At 65.4% G+C, this 15,337-nt stretch carries 15 protein-coding genes; 9 read left to right on the top strand and 6 right to left on the bottom strand.

Annotation, left to right across the window (positions count from 1 at the left end; all coding sequences use genetic code 11):
* Positions 1–20: 20 nt before the first annotated feature.
* Genes ACQP2D_RS07885 through ACQP2D_RS07860 form a run of 6 tightly spaced genes read right to left on the bottom strand, consistent with a single transcriptional unit; the run spans position 21 to position 5,821 of the window.
* Positions 21–599, bottom strand: a complete 579-nt coding sequence (locus ACQP2D_RS07885; RefSeq protein WP_433683050.1) for a TetR/AcrR family transcriptional regulator — start codon at positions 597–599, stop codon at positions 21–23.
* Between the two features lie 11 nt (positions 600–610).
* Entirely contained in the window at positions 611–2,077 is a 1,467-nt protein-coding gene (locus tag ACQP2D_RS07880; protein ID WP_433683049.1) for an FAD-dependent oxidoreductase, read from the bottom strand.
* 20 nt (positions 2,078–2,097) lie between these two features.
* Positions 2,098–2,604 carry a carboxymuconolactone decarboxylase family protein gene (locus tag ACQP2D_RS07875; RefSeq protein WP_433685573.1) on the bottom strand — a complete coding sequence of 169 codons (507 nt, stop codon included), beginning with the start codon at positions 2,602–2,604 and terminating at the stop codon, positions 2,098–2,100.
* 19 nt (positions 2,605–2,623) lie between these two features.
* Complete coding sequence (locus ACQP2D_RS07870) at positions 2,624–3,517, bottom strand: NAD(P)-dependent oxidoreductase (protein ID WP_433683048.1); 894 nt, start codon at positions 3,515–3,517, stop codon at positions 2,624–2,626.
* Positions 3,514–4,266, bottom strand: a complete 753-nt coding sequence (locus tag ACQP2D_RS07865; protein WP_433683047.1) for an SDR family oxidoreductase — start codon at positions 4,264–4,266, stop codon at positions 3,514–3,516. Before ACQP2D_RS07865 ends, ACQP2D_RS07870 begins: the two co-directional genes overlap by 4 nt.
* Positions 4,267–4,297: 31 nt before the next feature.
* Positions 4,298–5,821, bottom strand: coding sequence for an aldehyde dehydrogenase (locus ACQP2D_RS07860; protein WP_433683046.1), 1,524 nt, complete (start codon positions 5,819–5,821; stop codon positions 4,298–4,300).
* A 299-nt stretch (positions 5,822–6,120) separates the two neighbouring features.
* Here ACQP2D_RS07860 and ACQP2D_RS07855 point away from each other — a divergent pair, with 299 nt between their 5' ends.
* The 9 genes from ACQP2D_RS07855 (at position 6,121) to ACQP2D_RS07815 (ending at position 15,298) form a co-directional block, all read left to right on the top strand.
* Complete coding sequence (locus ACQP2D_RS07855) at positions 6,121–7,326, top strand: cytochrome P450 (RefSeq protein ID WP_433683045.1); 1,206 nt, start codon at positions 6,121–6,123, stop codon at positions 7,324–7,326.
* A complete protein-coding gene (locus tag ACQP2D_RS07850) occupies positions 7,327–8,139 on the top strand; it encodes an SDR family oxidoreductase (RefSeq protein WP_433683044.1) in 813 nt (270 codons plus the stop codon). It begins immediately after the preceding gene.
* Positions 8,136–8,351: a ferredoxin gene (locus ACQP2D_RS07845; protein ID WP_433683043.1), complete on the top strand. Its 216-nt coding sequence runs from the start codon at positions 8,136–8,138 to the stop codon at positions 8,349–8,351. The genes ACQP2D_RS07850 and ACQP2D_RS07845 overlap by 4 nt, the downstream gene beginning before the upstream one ends.
* Positions 8,351–8,902: a nuclear transport factor 2 family protein gene (locus ACQP2D_RS07840; protein WP_433683042.1), complete on the top strand. Its 552-nt coding sequence runs from the start codon at positions 8,351–8,353 to the stop codon at positions 8,900–8,902. The genes ACQP2D_RS07845 and ACQP2D_RS07840 overlap by 1 nt, the downstream gene beginning before the upstream one ends.
* Positions 8,902–10,140, top strand: coding sequence for a hypothetical protein (locus tag ACQP2D_RS07835; protein ID WP_433683041.1), 1,239 nt, complete (start codon positions 8,902–8,904; stop codon positions 10,138–10,140). The genes ACQP2D_RS07840 and ACQP2D_RS07835 overlap by 1 nt, the downstream gene beginning before the upstream one ends.
* Before the next feature lie 12 nt (positions 10,141–10,152).
* Positions 10,153–11,781, top strand: coding sequence for an acyl-CoA synthetase (locus tag ACQP2D_RS07830; RefSeq protein WP_433683040.1), 1,629 nt, complete (start codon positions 10,153–10,155; stop codon positions 11,779–11,781).
* A gap of 187 nt (positions 11,782–11,968) precedes the next feature.
* Entirely contained in the window at positions 11,969–13,564 is a 1,596-nt protein-coding gene (locus ACQP2D_RS07825; protein ID WP_433683039.1) for a succinic semialdehyde dehydrogenase, read from the top strand.
* A 25-nt stretch (positions 13,565–13,589) separates the two neighbouring features.
* Positions 13,590–14,816, top strand: coding sequence for a cytochrome P450 (locus ACQP2D_RS07820; RefSeq protein ID WP_433683038.1), 1,227 nt, complete (start codon positions 13,590–13,592; stop codon positions 14,814–14,816).
* Entirely contained in the window at positions 14,813–15,298 is a 486-nt protein-coding gene (locus tag ACQP2D_RS07815; RefSeq protein WP_433683037.1) for a glutathione peroxidase, read from the top strand. Before ACQP2D_RS07820 ends, ACQP2D_RS07815 begins: the two co-directional genes overlap by 4 nt.
* Positions 15,299–15,337: the final 39 nt, after the last annotated feature.

Here is a 15,337-nt window from a genome sequence, read left to right as displayed (position 1 = left end):
TTACCTCTCGGGTAAGTGCACTACTTCAGGATGAGCAGCGCCGACTTCTCGATGCGGTCGGCGATTTCGGAGTACGAGGCATAGCCCATGCCAGCGCGGACCAGAGCACCCGCGTAGACGAGTTCCAGGGATTCGATCACGTCCGGATCGGCCTCGGGGCCCAGCGCGCGCATCAGCCGTTTGCGGATCTCCATCCCGATCCGCGCCCGCAGGTGCGCCACATCCGGATCGCGGCCGAGCAGGGCGCTGGTCACCGCGCCGGAGAGTTCCTGTTCGTCGGCGACGAGCATGGCGATATTGCGGAGTTCGGCGACGACCCGGACGGTGGGGTCCGGATCGTCGCTCACCGGAGCCGAATTGGCGAACAGACGGCGCCAGAAGATCTCCGCGACGAGGTGTTCCTTCGACGAGAAGTAGGTGTATGCCGTGGCGGTGCCGACACCGGCCGCCGCGGCGACCATGCGGATGGTCATCCCCGCGAAGCCTTCGCGCGCAAGCACTTCCACGGCCGCCTTGGTGAGCTTGTCGACGGTGTCGGCCTGCTTCTCGGTGAGGCGACGCCGGGTCGCCTCCAGGATGATGGACTCGCCTTCGGACATGTGTCTAGATCCTACTTTGCGGCCGCGCGACCGGCACGTCGGCCATAGAAGCTGCCGTCGCCGAGGGACGCACCGCTGACATAACCACCGGCACACAGTCCGGAGGTGCAGCGGCCCGCGGCGAACAGGCCGGGAATCGGTTCACCCGAGACGTGCAGTACCCGGGAATCGAGGTCGGTCCGCAGTCCGCCGAGGGTGAAACCCGCGGTGAATCCCCGCATATCGAAGGCCGCGAGCGGCGTGCCGATCGGCTTGACCCACTCCGGCTTCTTACCGAGCAACGGATCCTTGCCATCGGCGGCGTGCAGGTTGTAGCAATCGACGGTGCCCTGCAGCGCCTTCTCCGGCAGGCCCATATCGGATTCCAACTCCGCGACCGTCTCCGCCGCCCAGGTCGGCGGCTGCCGGAAGAACGGCGTCGACGTGACGGTCGCCAACGCGGCCTCGAGCGCTTGCTCGTCGATGACCAGATACGCCTGATTCTCCTGCTGGATCAGCGTCGCCTGCCCGATCCGCCCCGGATAGGTGTCCTCCGGGATATAGCGCTGGCCGCGGCCGTTGACCAGAATGCCGCGCGACAACATCTGCGGATCGCCGAAGAACGCTACCTCGGTGGCATCCATATGCGCCAGTTCCGCACCGAGCGCCTGGGCGACCAGGATGCCGATGCCGTCGTGTTCCTCGATGGCGGCGGCGGGGCGTCCGATCAGCCGCGGCGCATAGGTCTCGATCATCTGCTTGTGATACGCGAAGCTGCCGGTGGCGAGCACCACCCCGCGCTCGGCGCGGATCGCGACCTCCTTGCCGAAGTGCGTCGCGACGAGTCCGACCACGCGATCGGTGTCGTCGATGACCAGCCGTCGGATCCTGGTGTCGTATTCGACACGCACGCCGAGGCTTTCGGCCGTCTCGGCCAGCGGCTTCATCAGCATGTAGCCACCGCTCTTGGCACCGATCTTCTTATCGGCCATCTGCGGAACATGCCCGCGCGGAGCGGGTTTCGCGATGGCGTTGAACGGCGCGGCATTCTCGCCGCCGGAGTACATCAGCCCCTCGTCGTGCGGCGGCTCCCAGCCGGGCTCACCCCAGAACGCCTCCTTGAACGGCACACCGCAGGAGACCAGCCAGTTGTAGTGCTCGACGCTGTTCTGGCAGTAGTCCGCGATCTTGGCCGTATCCTGTCCCGGCCCGAGCGCGGCCTGCAGGAACGTCTCCATATTCTCCGGTGTGTCCTCGAAACCGAGGGCGCGCTGCAGGGGCGTGCCGCCACCGAGGTAGATGAATCCGCCCGCCATCGCCGCGGCACCGCCCCAGCCGCCGGTGCGCTCCAGGATCAGCACGTCGGCGCCCGCACGCGCGGCCTCGATGGCGGCGCAGACACCGGCAATGCCATATCCGGCGACGACGACATCGGCCTCGAAATCCCATGTGGAGATCGCGCTGGCCCGCAGCGGCCGAATCTTTGCGGCATCAGACATATTTCGCGTTCCTTACTGCTCTACTCGGAGAGGACTGCATCAGACTGCACCGCATCCCCGGACGGTGTCCGGTCTTCGGACAACACAGACGATTCGGTCTCCCCCGCCGTTTCGGACTGCTTGCGCGCGGCCTTTTTCTGTTGGGCGACAATCGTTCCCACCAGCAGATCGAGTTTGGTGCCACTGGGCCACCCGACGTAGTAACAGAGGAACAGCGCGATCTCGTGCAATTGCGCCTCGGTCAACTCTTTATTGCGCAGCGCCGCGCCGATCTGGATACCCGCCGTATCCATCAGCCCCTGGGCGGTGAGGGCGCCGAGCAGGATCAGGCGGCGATCGCGGATGCTGAGTCCGGGACGCGACCAGATCTCGGCGAAGAGATGGTCGGCCGTCACGGCGAAGTGATCGCCGGGATAGTTCTGGAATTCGGTGCCATAGACCTCGGCCATTTTGGCCAACCCGCGCTGGCGCACGGCATCGGCAGATCCGTTGTCACCCCCGCCCGTCACCCGGCCACCACCCCCCATCGAATCGCTACTCGATGCTTCACTCATTGTTCTCCCTTTCACGTGGTACGCCGAGTCCGGACCCGAGGCGGTCGAGCGCCAGTTCGGCCAGCGGCAGCTCGACACCGAGTCGTGCGCCGAGTTCCAGGGCCAGGCCGAGATCCTTCTCGCCGAGATCGCGCACATGGCTCAGAATCGGCAGCCAGAAATCATTCGATTCGATCGGTGCGGTGCGATCGCGCAACATGATTGCGCCGGGCCCGCCGGTCACCGCGTCAGAGTGTCGGACAACCTTCCCGAGCACGGTGATATCGATATCCGCGGCCTCAGCCAGCCGCTGCGCCTCGGTGGCGGCGGTGAACGCGACGAAGTGCAAGAGATTGCGCGCCAACTTCATTCGGGTGCCGGCACCGACCGGTCCGGCGTGCACGACCAGATCGGCGAAACATCCGAAGGGCCCGCGTACCCGCTCGAAGGCGGTGTCGGTGCCGCCGACCATGACCGCGAGTTTGCCGCGCGCGGCACCCGGCGCACCGCCGCTCACCGGGGCGTCCACCAATTCGACGCCGTGCTCGGCACATTCGGCGGCCAGTTCCTGGGCGGTCCGGTCGCTGATGGTGGAGTGCACGGCGATCACCGTGCCCGGCGCGGCCGTGTGCAACAGGCCCTCGGGCCCTGTGACGACCGCACGAACCTGCTCGTCGTTCAGCACGGTGACCGAAATGACGGCCGCCTTCTCGGCGATCTCCGCGGCCGAATCCGCGGCGGCCGCACCGGCCTCGGTGAACGGCTGCACTGCATCCGGACGCATATCGCAGACGGTGAGCCCGCCCGGCCAGGCCAGCAGACTCCTGGCCATCGGTGCGCCCATATTGCCCAATCCGATGAACCCGACCGGCAATTGGTCAACTGTGCCGACTGTTCGCTCGCTCATGACCGGAACACTTGTCCGCCGTCGATATTGAAGATCTGCCCGGTGACCCAGCTCGCCTCGTCGGAGAGCAGATACAGGCAGGCGCCGACCAGATCATCCGGCGTACCCATCCGCTTGAGCGGCAGGCGTTTCACCATATCCTCGACGATGACGCTCGGCGTCACAGTCTTGGTGGCTTCGGTGTCGATGGGGCCGGGGGCAATGGCATTGATGCGGATCTTGGAACCGCCCAGTTCGAATGCGAGCTGCTGGGTCAGGCCATTTATGCCGACCTTGGCCAAACCGTAGAAACTGGAATATGTCCATGCGGCGGTGGAGGATTGGTTGACGATCGACCCGCCGCCCGCCTTGACCATGTGCTGCCACACCGCACGGGTCATATTCAGCGCACCGTCCATATTCACGCCCATGAACTTCTTGTAGTAGTCCCATGGCACGGTGAGCAGCAGGTTGAGCTTCATATCGCCGTAGATGGCGGCATTGTTCACCAGATGGTCGATCGCACCGAATTCGCGGACGGTCAAATCGGCCAGCGCGGTCGCCGATTCCGGATCGGCGACATCGACCTCGCCGAAGACGGCGGTATCGCCCGCGGCGGTGATCTCGGCCGCCACCTCCTTGCCGCGGTCGGTATTCAGGTCGGCGACTACGACATTCGCGCCCTCATGGGCCAGTGCCTTGGCATATGCCGCGCCGATGCCTTGGGCGGCGCCGGTGACGATCGCGGTCTTTCCCGAAAAGCGGGTCATGAAATCAGCTCCTCTGCGGCTGTACTCGGGTCTATCCGGCGGTGGCGATGAGTTTGGTTTCCAGGTATTCCTCGAATCCGGCGACGCCCATCTCGCGGCCGATCCCGGATTGCTTGTAGCCGCCGAACGGCGCGTCGGCCGAATACCAGACACCGCCGTTGACGCTGAGCGTGCCGGTGCGAACACCATTGGTGACGTGCCGGATTCGGTCCGGATCGGTGCCCCATACCGCCCCGGAGAGCCCGTACGGGGAATCGTTGGCGATCCGGATCGCATCGTCATCACCGTCGTACGGGATCACCACCAAGACGGGTCCGAAGATTTCTTCGCGGGCCACGGTCGCGGTATTCGGCACATCCGCGATCAATGTCGGTTCCACGAAGTAGCCGCGCTCATGACCCGCCGGGCGGCCGCCGCCGACCACGATCCGCCCGCCCTCGGTGCGCGCGATCTCGAGATACCGCTCGACCCTGGCCCGCTGCCGTTCGGAGATCAGCGGCCCGCAGACGGTGCCCGGATCGGCCGGATCACCGGGCACAATGCCCGACAGCGTGCCCGCGGCAGCCTGGACCGCCTCGTCATATGCCGAGCACGGCACCAGGAGCCGGGTGGTCAGCGCACACCCCTGACCCGCGTGCACGGCTACCGAAAACGCCGCCACCGCACAGGCTCCCGCGATATTCGCGTCGTCGAGCACGATGAACGCGGATTTGCCGCCGAGTTCGAGGAACGCCTTCTTCAATGTCGTTGCCGCACCGGCCATTACCGCCTTGCCGGTCTGCGTGGAGCCGGTGAAGCTGACCATATCGACCCGCGGATCCGCGGTGAGCTGCGCGCCGAGGCCGTGATCGGTGGAGGTCACGATATTGACCACGCCGGGCGGGATATCGGTCTGCTCGGCAATGATCGCGCCAACGGCCGCCGCGCACCACGGGGTATCCGGTGCGGGCTTGAGCACCACGGTATTTCCGGCCGCGAGCGCGGGACCGAGCTTGGCGAAATTGATCTGGTGCGGGAAGTTCCACGGTGTAATGGCACCGACCACACCGATCGCCTCGCGGCGCAGCACCCGATGGCTCGCGATGCCCATGGGCGTCGCGGTGCCGAGATCGGTTTCCCAGCTGTAGGTTTCGGCCAGCGATGCGGCGAACGACAGATCCGCGACCGGACCTTCCAGCTGTGGCCCCCTGGTCAGCATGGTCGGTGCGCCTGCCTCGGCGATGGTGATCTCGCGCAGCTCATCAATATTGGCCTGCAACGCGGTGCGCAACTGTTCGAGGCAGCGGGCACGGAAGGCGTGATCGCGGGACCAGTCGGTGTCGTCGAATGCGGTGCGCGCGGCCGCGATGGCCGCATCCATATCCGCGCCGTTCGCATTCGCGGCCTGACCGATGACTTCCTCGGTCGCCGGGTTCACCGTCGCGAAGACGCCGTCCCCGCCGGTGACCAGTTTGCCGCCGATCAGCAGCCGCGAACCGTCGGCGGGCAGCAGACTCGGCCCGCCCGTCGCCCGACCATCACTCCTCGTCGAATCGCTGGTCGATGCTTCCTTCATGATGCTCCGATGCTGTCTGGACAGGTGTACGGAATATAGTCTCGCCTGCCGATTCGACGCAAGAACTCGTTCCAAAACGAAGCGTCGAAGCTAGGCGTATCGCACCGAAACAACGACCTCCGATCATTCGCGCCGAACCCATGCACCGACCGCGACAACGGGAGATTGTTCTGCGAAACCACTGTCGATTCAGGCAACCTGATGGTACCGTCCAGACACATGTCCAGCTATGTGTCTCCCATCGAGGACGCGGTACCGGTCATCGATGAGAACCGGTTCTCGAATTCCGGGTCGACGCGATGACGGCCGCCTCACTGGAGCCGCTGACCTTCGACCCCTACGACTACGCGTTCCACGAGGACCCGTACCCCACCTACGCACGGCTGCGCACCGAGGCGCCGCTCTACTACAACGCCGACCTGGATTTCTGGGCGCTGTCCCGGCACGCGGATGTGACCGCGGGCTTCCGCGACAATGTCCGACTCTCCAGCGCCAACGGTGTCTCGCTGGATCCGGCGGCCTGGGGACCGCACGCGCACCGGGTGATGTCGTTCCTGGCCATGGACGATCCGCGGCATCTGCGCATGCGCCGACTCGTCTACAAGGGCTTCACCCCCAAGCGGGTGGCCGAGATGGAAGACCGGATCAGGGAGCTGACGCGGTCCTATCTCGAACCGGCCGTCGCGACCGGATCGTTCGACTGGATCGATGAGGTCGCCGGCAAACTCCCGATGGATGTCATCTCCGAACTCCTGGGCGTGCCTGCGGCCGACCGCGCGGAGATCCGCAGGCTGGCCGATCTGGTGGTGCATCGCGAGGACGGCGTCCTCGATGTCCCGATGGCCGCCGCGCAGGCATCGATCACCCTCATCACCTACTACGCCGAGATGGTCGCCGAGCGCAGGCGCTCCCGCACAGCGGATCTCACCTCGGCGCTGCTGGATGCCGAGATCGACGGCGACACACTGACCGATGAGGAGATCATCGGCTTCATGTTCCTGATGGTGGTGGCCGGCAATGAGACCACCACCAAACTCCTCGGCAACGCGCTGTATTGGAGCGCGCGGCATCCGAGTGAATACGCCAAGGTCGTCGCGGAACCCGAGCTGGTCACCGACTGGGTCGAAGAGACACTGCGTTACGACACGTCCAGCCAGATCGTCGCGCGCTGCGCCGCGGTGGATATCGACCAGTACGGCCACACCATCCCGACCGGCGCGAAAGTGCTCCTGCTGATCGGTTCGGCCAATCGGGATCCGGAGGTATTCGCCGACGGCGACAGCTACCGCATCGGACGTGCCGATAAGGGTGGACTGGCCAGTTTCGGTGCGGGCGTGCACTTTTGTCTCGGTGCGCATCTGGCCCGGCTGGAGGCCGGTGTCGCACTGCGCGAATTCGTCTCGCGGGTGCGGTCCTACGAGGTCGAGCATTCGGGCATCGTGCGGGTGCATTCGACCAATGTCCGCGGTTTCGCCAAACTCCCCATCGTCGTGGAGGCCGGGTAAATGCCACGCTTCGAACCCAATCCCCCGCGCCGACCGGCGATCGTGGCCGGAGCCTCCTCCGGGATCGGCGCCGCCACGGCGGAAGCGCTCGCCGAACTCGGGCACCCGGTCGCACTGGGCGCGCGCCGGGTGGATCAGTGCGAGGCACTGGCCGCCAAGATTCGCGCCAATGGCGGCGAGGCCTTTGCCCACCAGCTCGATGTCACCGACGCGGCATCCATCGACGCTTTCGTGAGCGCGGCCGAAACTGCCATTGGGCCGATCGAGATCCTGGTCTCCGGCGCGGGCGATATCGAATTCTCACCGGTACACGAAATGGAACCGGAGCGGTTCCTGCAGCAGGTGCAGGTGCATCTGGTGGGCGCGCAACGGCTGGTGCACCGCGTGCTACCCGACATGGTCCGAAGGCAGCGTGGTGATTTCGTCCTGATCAGCTCCGACTGCGCCGAGGAGCCGCGCCCGCGGACCGGCGCCTACAGTGCGGCCAAGGCCGGGCTGGAAGCCATGGTCCAGCAGATGCGAATGGAGCTGGAGGGCACCGGCGTTCGCGCCTCGCTGGTGCGGCCGGGTCCGACGCTGACCGGTATGGGCATGAATTCCACCCCCGAGGTGGTCGGCCCCATGCTGGAGGCCTGGAAGACCTGGGGCTTCGCCCGCCACCCGTACATGCTGCGCGCCTCCGACCTGGCCGCCGCGGTGATCGCCGTCGTCTCGGCCCCGCGCGGTGCGCATCTGGTGCTGATCGAGGTCCAGCCCGAGGCACCGCTGCGGCCACTACCGGATTCGAATGATCAGGACAGGAGCCGACCATGAGGATCGTCGTCGATCTGGATCTGTGCCAGGGCCACGCCGTGTGCCAGGACGAAGCGCCGTCGACCTTCACCGTGCCCAAGCGCGGCAAGGTCGAAATCCTCGACCCGACACCGGGTCCAGACGCACGCGCGGATATCGAGCGCGCCGTGCGCTACTGCCCCACCCAAGCGCTGTCGATCCGCGAGGACGAACCGGCGAAAGGAACACGGTAATGCCAGATTTCGACCGCGCCGAACTCGATGAGATGGTCCGGCGCTGGATCCTGGAGAACCAGCGCTGCGAGGAAAAGGGCGATTGGAAGCCGCTCGCCGAGATGTACACCGAGGACGCCACCTATGGCTGGAATTACGGTCCGACCCAGGAATTCATGGCGGTCGGCCGGGCGGAGATCCGGGAACTCGCACTCGGTCAGGAGATGGAGGGGCTGGAGGGCTGGTCGTATCCGTATCAGCAGTTCGTCATCGATGAGCGCAGCGGCGATGTCATCGGCTTCTGGAAGCAGGTCAGCGATAACAAGCGCTCGGACGGCCGCAACTACAGTCCCGAGGGCATCGGCGGCAGCTGGTTCCGCTACGGCGGCAACTACCAATGGTCATGGCAGCGCGATTTTTTCGACTTCGGCAATGTCTCGCAGCTGTTCGTGGAGATGATCCAGAACAACGCACTGACACCCGGCATGCAAAAACGCATCCAGCGTTCGGTCTCCGGGAAGCCGCTGGCGGGCTGGTATCGGATCGGCGAAGCACCGGTTCCACTGTGGTGATGTCGAGCTTCGAGCGACTGTCGCGGGCGCAGCTGGCCAAGCTGGTGCCCGAACTGCTGCTGTGCGGGCATCTGATCGACCGGTCCGGAATGGCGCACTCCATTGCGGCATTCGGCCGCGAGGGCATGACGGCGGTCGCCATCGAGGAGTGGCAGCTCGCCAGTCCGGTCTACACCCGCCGGATGCGCACCGCGCTCGGATTCGACGGCGATGACGTGCCGACGATCTTCAAGGGCCTGCAACTCGATATCGGCGCACCGCCGCAATTCATGGACTTCCGCTTCCGCGTCGACGATCGCGATCACGGCGAGTTCTGGCTCGATCACTGCGGCGCGCTGGCGGATGTGGAGCCGCTCGGCGAGGACTTCGTGGTGTCGATGTGCCACGACATCGAGGATCCGACCTTCGATGCGACCGCACTCGCCACCAATCCGCATGCCCAGGTCCGGCCGATCCACCGGCCGCCGCGCCACCCCGCCGACCGAAAACCGGTGTGCGCGTGGACGGTCATCATCGACCCGGCCCATATCCCGCCACCGACCCCGCCACACGCCGAGGTGGTGGCGAACTCCCGGGCCGCACTGCTGGAGCTGTCCCCGATCAATAGGGACGATCCGGGCGCAAGCGATTACGCGGGTCCGCTGCTCAGCGATCTGCGCTTTGCCGACTTCTCCACATCGGCGCTGGTGCGAATGGCCGACGAGATCTGCCTACAGCACCATCTGCTCACCATCGGATTCATGACCGCCGTGCGCGCCAGGGCCGCCGATGCCGCAACCGATATCGGCCGCAAACAGTTCACCGGTATCGCCGGACTCACCTCCGAGCGAATTCGCACCGCACTGGGACTCGGTGACGATCCGGCCGCACTGGCCGAGGCCCTGCGGCTGCATCCCGCATGGAACCCGCTGTCCTACACCGGCATCGACATAGCGAGCACCGACGAGACCGTACGACTGCGGGTACCGCGCAACAGCGACGCCTGCACCGATCGCACCTGGCCATCGATGCTCGATCCCGATCACCTCGCACCCCTGGAGGCCATGGTGCGCGGGGTGAATCCGCGGTTCCACGTGCGCTCGACCACCACCGGCGCGGACCACTGGATCGCCGAAATAGCGCTCGCCGCAACGCCGTTCAAGGAGGCAACCGAGGTGGCCATCACCCGGATCAGCACCGGCGCCGCCTTCACCTTCACCGATCGCGGCATTCCACTGCCGCTCACCGTCATTCGCTGAGAGTGAATCGCCATGTCCAACAATTTCGCCGACCTGTTCGAGCATGCGGTCGACGCGATGCCGGAGCGCACCGCCCTGATCGAGGGCGATTTCGCACTCACCTATGCCGAACTCGACGCACGCGCGAATCGACTGGCCGACCATCTCGGCTCGATCGGTGTCGGTCCCGGCACCCATGTGGGTTTCCAGATGCACAACGGCATCGAGACCATGACCACGCTTATCGCCTGTTTCAAGGTGCGAGCCGTTCCGATCAATATCAACTACCGCTACGGCGTCGATGAGCTGCGCTACCTATACGACAACGCAGATCTCGAAGTGCTGGTGTGCCATGAGACCTACGCCGACGCGGCGCTGGAGGCACTCGCCGATGTGCCGTCGGCGATCCACGTCCTGATCGTCGACGACGAACCACCCGCCCCCATCCACACCGACGCTATTACTCCGGCAGCGCTGTCCGCGTCCTTCGAGCAGGCACTGCTCTCGGGCTCGCCCACCCGCCGCACCGTCGCCCGCAGTCCGGACGACCTGTTCATCATGTACACCGGCGGCACCACCGGTCGCCCGAAGGGCGTCATGTGGCGGCAGGAGGATATATGGCGCGTCCTCGGCGGCGGCATCGACTTCTACACTGGCGTTCCGGTTTCCGATGAATACCAGCAGTCCCGCGTCGGCGCACAGGGCGAACCCGGCACCTGGTTCATCCTCCCGCCGCTCATCCACGCCGCCGCGATGATGCCGACCTTCACCGCCCTCTGGTCCGGCAATGCCGTGATCTTCGAGCCGAAATTCGATGCGCACCGGGTGTGGCGAGTGGTCGAACAACGCCGCCCGCAGATCATGGTGATCACCGGAGATGCCATGGCGCGCCCACTGATCGACGCCTACCGCACCGCACCGGTGGACGCCAGCTCCCTGGTCGCCATCGCCTCCGGCGCCGCGCTGCTGTCACAGCCGGTGAAGAACACACTGCTGGAACTGTTTCCGTCGTCGGTGGTCTCCGATGCCATCGGCTCCTCCGAAACCGGTTTCGGCGGTATCGGTTTCGCGCAGAAGGACGACGATCCCGGACGCGGTCCCCGGGTACAGAGCGGCCGAGGCGCGATCGTCGTCGATGACACCGGACATCCGGTCGCACCGGGTACCGAAGGCTGGCTCGCCAAGACCGGTGCGGTGCCGATCGGCTACTACAAGGATCCGGACAAGACCGAGCGGCTGTTCAAAACGGTCGACGGCGCGCGGATCGTGGTGACCGACGATCGCGCCAGGGTCGAGGCCGACGGCTCGGTGACCCTGATCGGCCGCGGCAATATGGTCGTCAATACCGGCGGCGAGAAGGTCTACGTCGAAGAGGTCGAGAGCGTGGTGAAGGCCCACGAGGCCATCTACGACGCGGTGGTGATCGGGGTACCGCATGAGCGCTGGGGTCAGCAGGTCGCGGCGGTCGTCTCGGTCGTGGGCTCGCAACCGGTGGATTTCGCCGCGCTGGAGCGCCATGTGCGCGCGTATCTCGCTGGCTACAAGGTGCCGAGGCAGATCTGGGTCGCGGAGATGATCACGCGCGCCCCGAGCGGTAAGCCCGACTACCGCTGGGCCGAGGAGTTCGCGGCGGGCCGAACACCGGACCATCGGGCGGATTGAGCATGTTCCGGTCCGTATTCATACAGGTCATACCCGCGAAGACCCTGGCAGCCACAATGAGAACGTGTTCTAATTCGAGGATATACGCCGTCGTCGCGAAGAAGGTCCCGATGAGTGAACGAAGTGAACGAATCATGTGCCAGCGCGCCGTGCGCATGCCGGAGCCGAGCGTCAGCGAGGCGCAGGCATGAGCACTACCGAAGCCAAGAAGGATGCCGCACCGGCACTGCCCGCCCGGATCACCGAGGAGCTGATCGGCCGGCTGATCGGGATGGTCGCGGCCGCCGGCACCGCCGACCCGTATTCGATGATCGAGGTCTACACCGGGGCCGTGGTCGGCGCGCTCCCGCAGTCGACACCCGAGGACGTCGCCGCCGCCTATGCGACCGCACGCGCGGCGCAGAAGGAATGGGCCAGCTGGCCACTACAGCGCCGCTTGCAGGTATTCGAACGAGCACACGATCTGATCCTCGCCGAGCACGAAACCATCGCGGATCTGATCCAGATCGGCTGCGGTAAGACCCGCCGAATGGCCTTCGAGGAGTCCTGTGACGTCCCGATGGTCATCAGCCACTACCTCAAGACCGCGCGCCGGGTACTGAAGCCCAAGCGGCGCGGTGGTCCGGTGCCGCTGATCACCACCTCGACCGAGGAGCACCGCCCCAAGGGCGTCGTCGCGGTCATCGCGCCGTGGAACTTCCCGTTCGCCATCGCGCTGTCGGATTCGATGCCCGCGCTGATGGCGGGCAATGGCGTCGTGCTCAAGCCCGATAACAAGACCGCGCTCTGCGCGCTGTTCGGGGTGGAACTGCTGTATCGGGCGGGGCTGCCGAAGGGGCTGTTCCAGGTCGTGTGCGGGGAAGGCCCGGACGTGGGTCCGTCCTTGATCGACAATGCCGACTTCGTCATGTTCACCGGCTCGACCGCGACCGGCCGGATAGTCGGCGAGGGCGCGGGCCGCAATCTGATCGGCTGCAGCCTCGAACTCGGCGGCAAGAACCCGATGATCGTCCTGGACGATGCGAATCTCGACGAGGTCATCCCCGGTGCGGCATTCGCGGTCTTCGCGAATTCCGGCCAGGCCTGCATGCATATCGAACGGATCTATGTGCAGGACCGGCTCTATGACGAATTCGTGCGCCGATTGGTCACGGCGGCAGACGAATTGAACGCAAAGATCGGCGCGGCCTACGACTACACACCGGAATTCGGTTCGCTGGTATCGGTGCAGCATCTGGAGCGGGTCGCGGCACACGTCGAGGACGCGCGTACAAAGGGCGCGAACGTACTGACCGGCGGCAAGGCACGACCGGATATCGGCCCGGCGTTCTACGAACCGACGGTGCTCACCGATGTCACCGCCGAAATGAAACACGCGACCATGGAGACGTTCGGCCCGGTGGTGAGCGTCTACCGGTTCACCGACGAGCAGGAGGCGATCCGGCTCGCCAATGACACCGCCTACGGCTTGAATGCCAGCGTCTGGGGCCGGGACCTGGCCCGCGCCAACCGAGTCGGCGCCCAGCTCGAGGCCGGGAATATCAATATCAACGACGGCTTCGTGACCACCTACGCCGCCAAATCCACACCGTCGGGTGGCGTGAAGCAGTCCGGCGTCGGCACCAGGCACGGGGATCAGGGCCTGCTCAAGTACACCGACACCGTGAATATCGGCGTGCAGAAGCGCCAGGTGATGGCGGCGCGTGCCGGACTCCCCTACGAAAAGCAGCTGAAGACAACGCTGACGACCCTACGACTCATGCGCCGACTCAGGCTGCGCTGAAACAATTTTCATCCAGGAGGTAGCCATGGCAGCGCCCGCTTTCCCGGCAGGATTCGATTTCACCGATCCCGCGCTGTGGCAAAACCGCATGCCGGTCGAGGAATTCGCGACCCTGCGCCGCACCGCGCCGGTGTGGTGGTGCGCGCAGCCGGATGAAACCTCGGGTGGCTTCCGCGATGGCGGGTACTGGGTGGTCAGCAAGCACGAAGATGTGAAGGAGATTTCGCGCAGTCCGGAGCTCTACTCCTCCGCCCAGAAGGGCGCCATCATCCGACTGCCCGACGATGTCACGCCGGAACAGATCGAACTCACCGGCGCCCTGCTGGTCAATATGGATGCGCCCAAACACGCCAAGATCCGCCGGATCGTCTCCAAGGGATTCACACCGCGTGCGGTGGAGGGCCTGCGCGCCGCGCTGACCGACCGCGCGGCGCGAATCGTGCACGAGGCCAAGCGCACCGGCGGCGGCGACTTCGTCGAGCAGGTGGCCTGCGAACTGCCGCTGCAGGCCATCGCGGAACTGCTCGGCGTGCCGAATGACGACCGGCACAAGCTGTTCGAATGGTCCAATCAGACACTGAACTACGACGATCCGGAATACGGCGACGCCAATACCGCCTTCGCCGAAATCCTCGGCTACGCCTGGAATATGGCCGAACAGCGCCGCGCCTGCCCAGTCGATGACATCGTCAGTCAGTTGGTGCACGCCGATGTCGACGGCGAGGCGCTCGGCTCGGATGAGTTCGGATTCTTCGTCATCCTGCTGGCCATCGCGGGCAACGAGACCACTCGCAACGCCATCACCCACGGCATGAAGGCCTTCGTGGACCATCCGGAGCAGTGGGAGCTGTATCGGGAACAGCGCCCGCGCACCGCACCCGATGAGATCGTCCGCTGGGCCACCCCGGTCAATGCCTTCCAGCGCACGGCGACCGAGGACACCGAACTCGGCGGGCAACAGATCAAGAAGGGGCAGCGGCTGGGCATCTTCTACAGCTCGGCCAACTTCGATGAGGACGCCTTCGAAGATCCCTTCACCTTCGATGTATTGCGCGACCCGAATCCGCATGTCGGATTCGGTGGTACCGGTGCGCATTACTGCGTCGGGGCGAATCTGGCGCGGCTGGAGATCGACCTGATGTTCAATGCCATTGCCGATGCGATGCCCAAGATCAGCCAGGTCGCCGATCCGGTACGGTTGCGTTCGGGGTGGATCAACGGAATCAAGAACTGGCAGGTCCGATACGAATGAATATCCGCAACATTCCACTACGTACCCTCTCCGGCGACCCGGCCACGCTGGGCGAACTGGTCGGCGACAAGGCCGTACTGCTGGTCAATGTGGCCTCCAAATGTGGGCTGACGCCGCAGTACACCGAACTGGTCGAACTGCACAAGACCTATGGCGACCGCGGCTTCAGCGTGGTCGGGGTCCCGTGTAACCAGTTCATGGGCCAGGAGCCGGGTACCGCGGAGGAGATCGCGGAGTTCTGTTCGGCCACCTATGGCGTGGATTTTCCGCTGCTGGAAAAGACCGATGTCAATGGCGATGAGCGCCACCCGCTCTACGCCGCACTGGTGGAAACCGCGGATGCCGAGGGCACGGCCGGCGATATCCAGTGGAACTTCGAGAAGTTCCTGATCGATCGTGACGGTGCGGTGGTCGGCCGGTTCCGGCCGCGGACCGCGCCCGATGAGGCGGCCATCGTGACCGCGGTCGAATCCGTTCTCTAGATCGAACTCTGGCACTAGCGGCCGGAGCTCGCCCGAGCT

Source organism: Nocardia sp. CA-119907 (assembly GCF_050955995.1).
Taxonomy (GTDB): domain Bacteria; phylum Actinomycetota; class Actinomycetes; order Mycobacteriales; family Mycobacteriaceae; genus Nocardia.
Note: the sequence above shows the minus strand (reverse complement) of the source record. Positions and strands in the feature narration are given on the sequence as shown.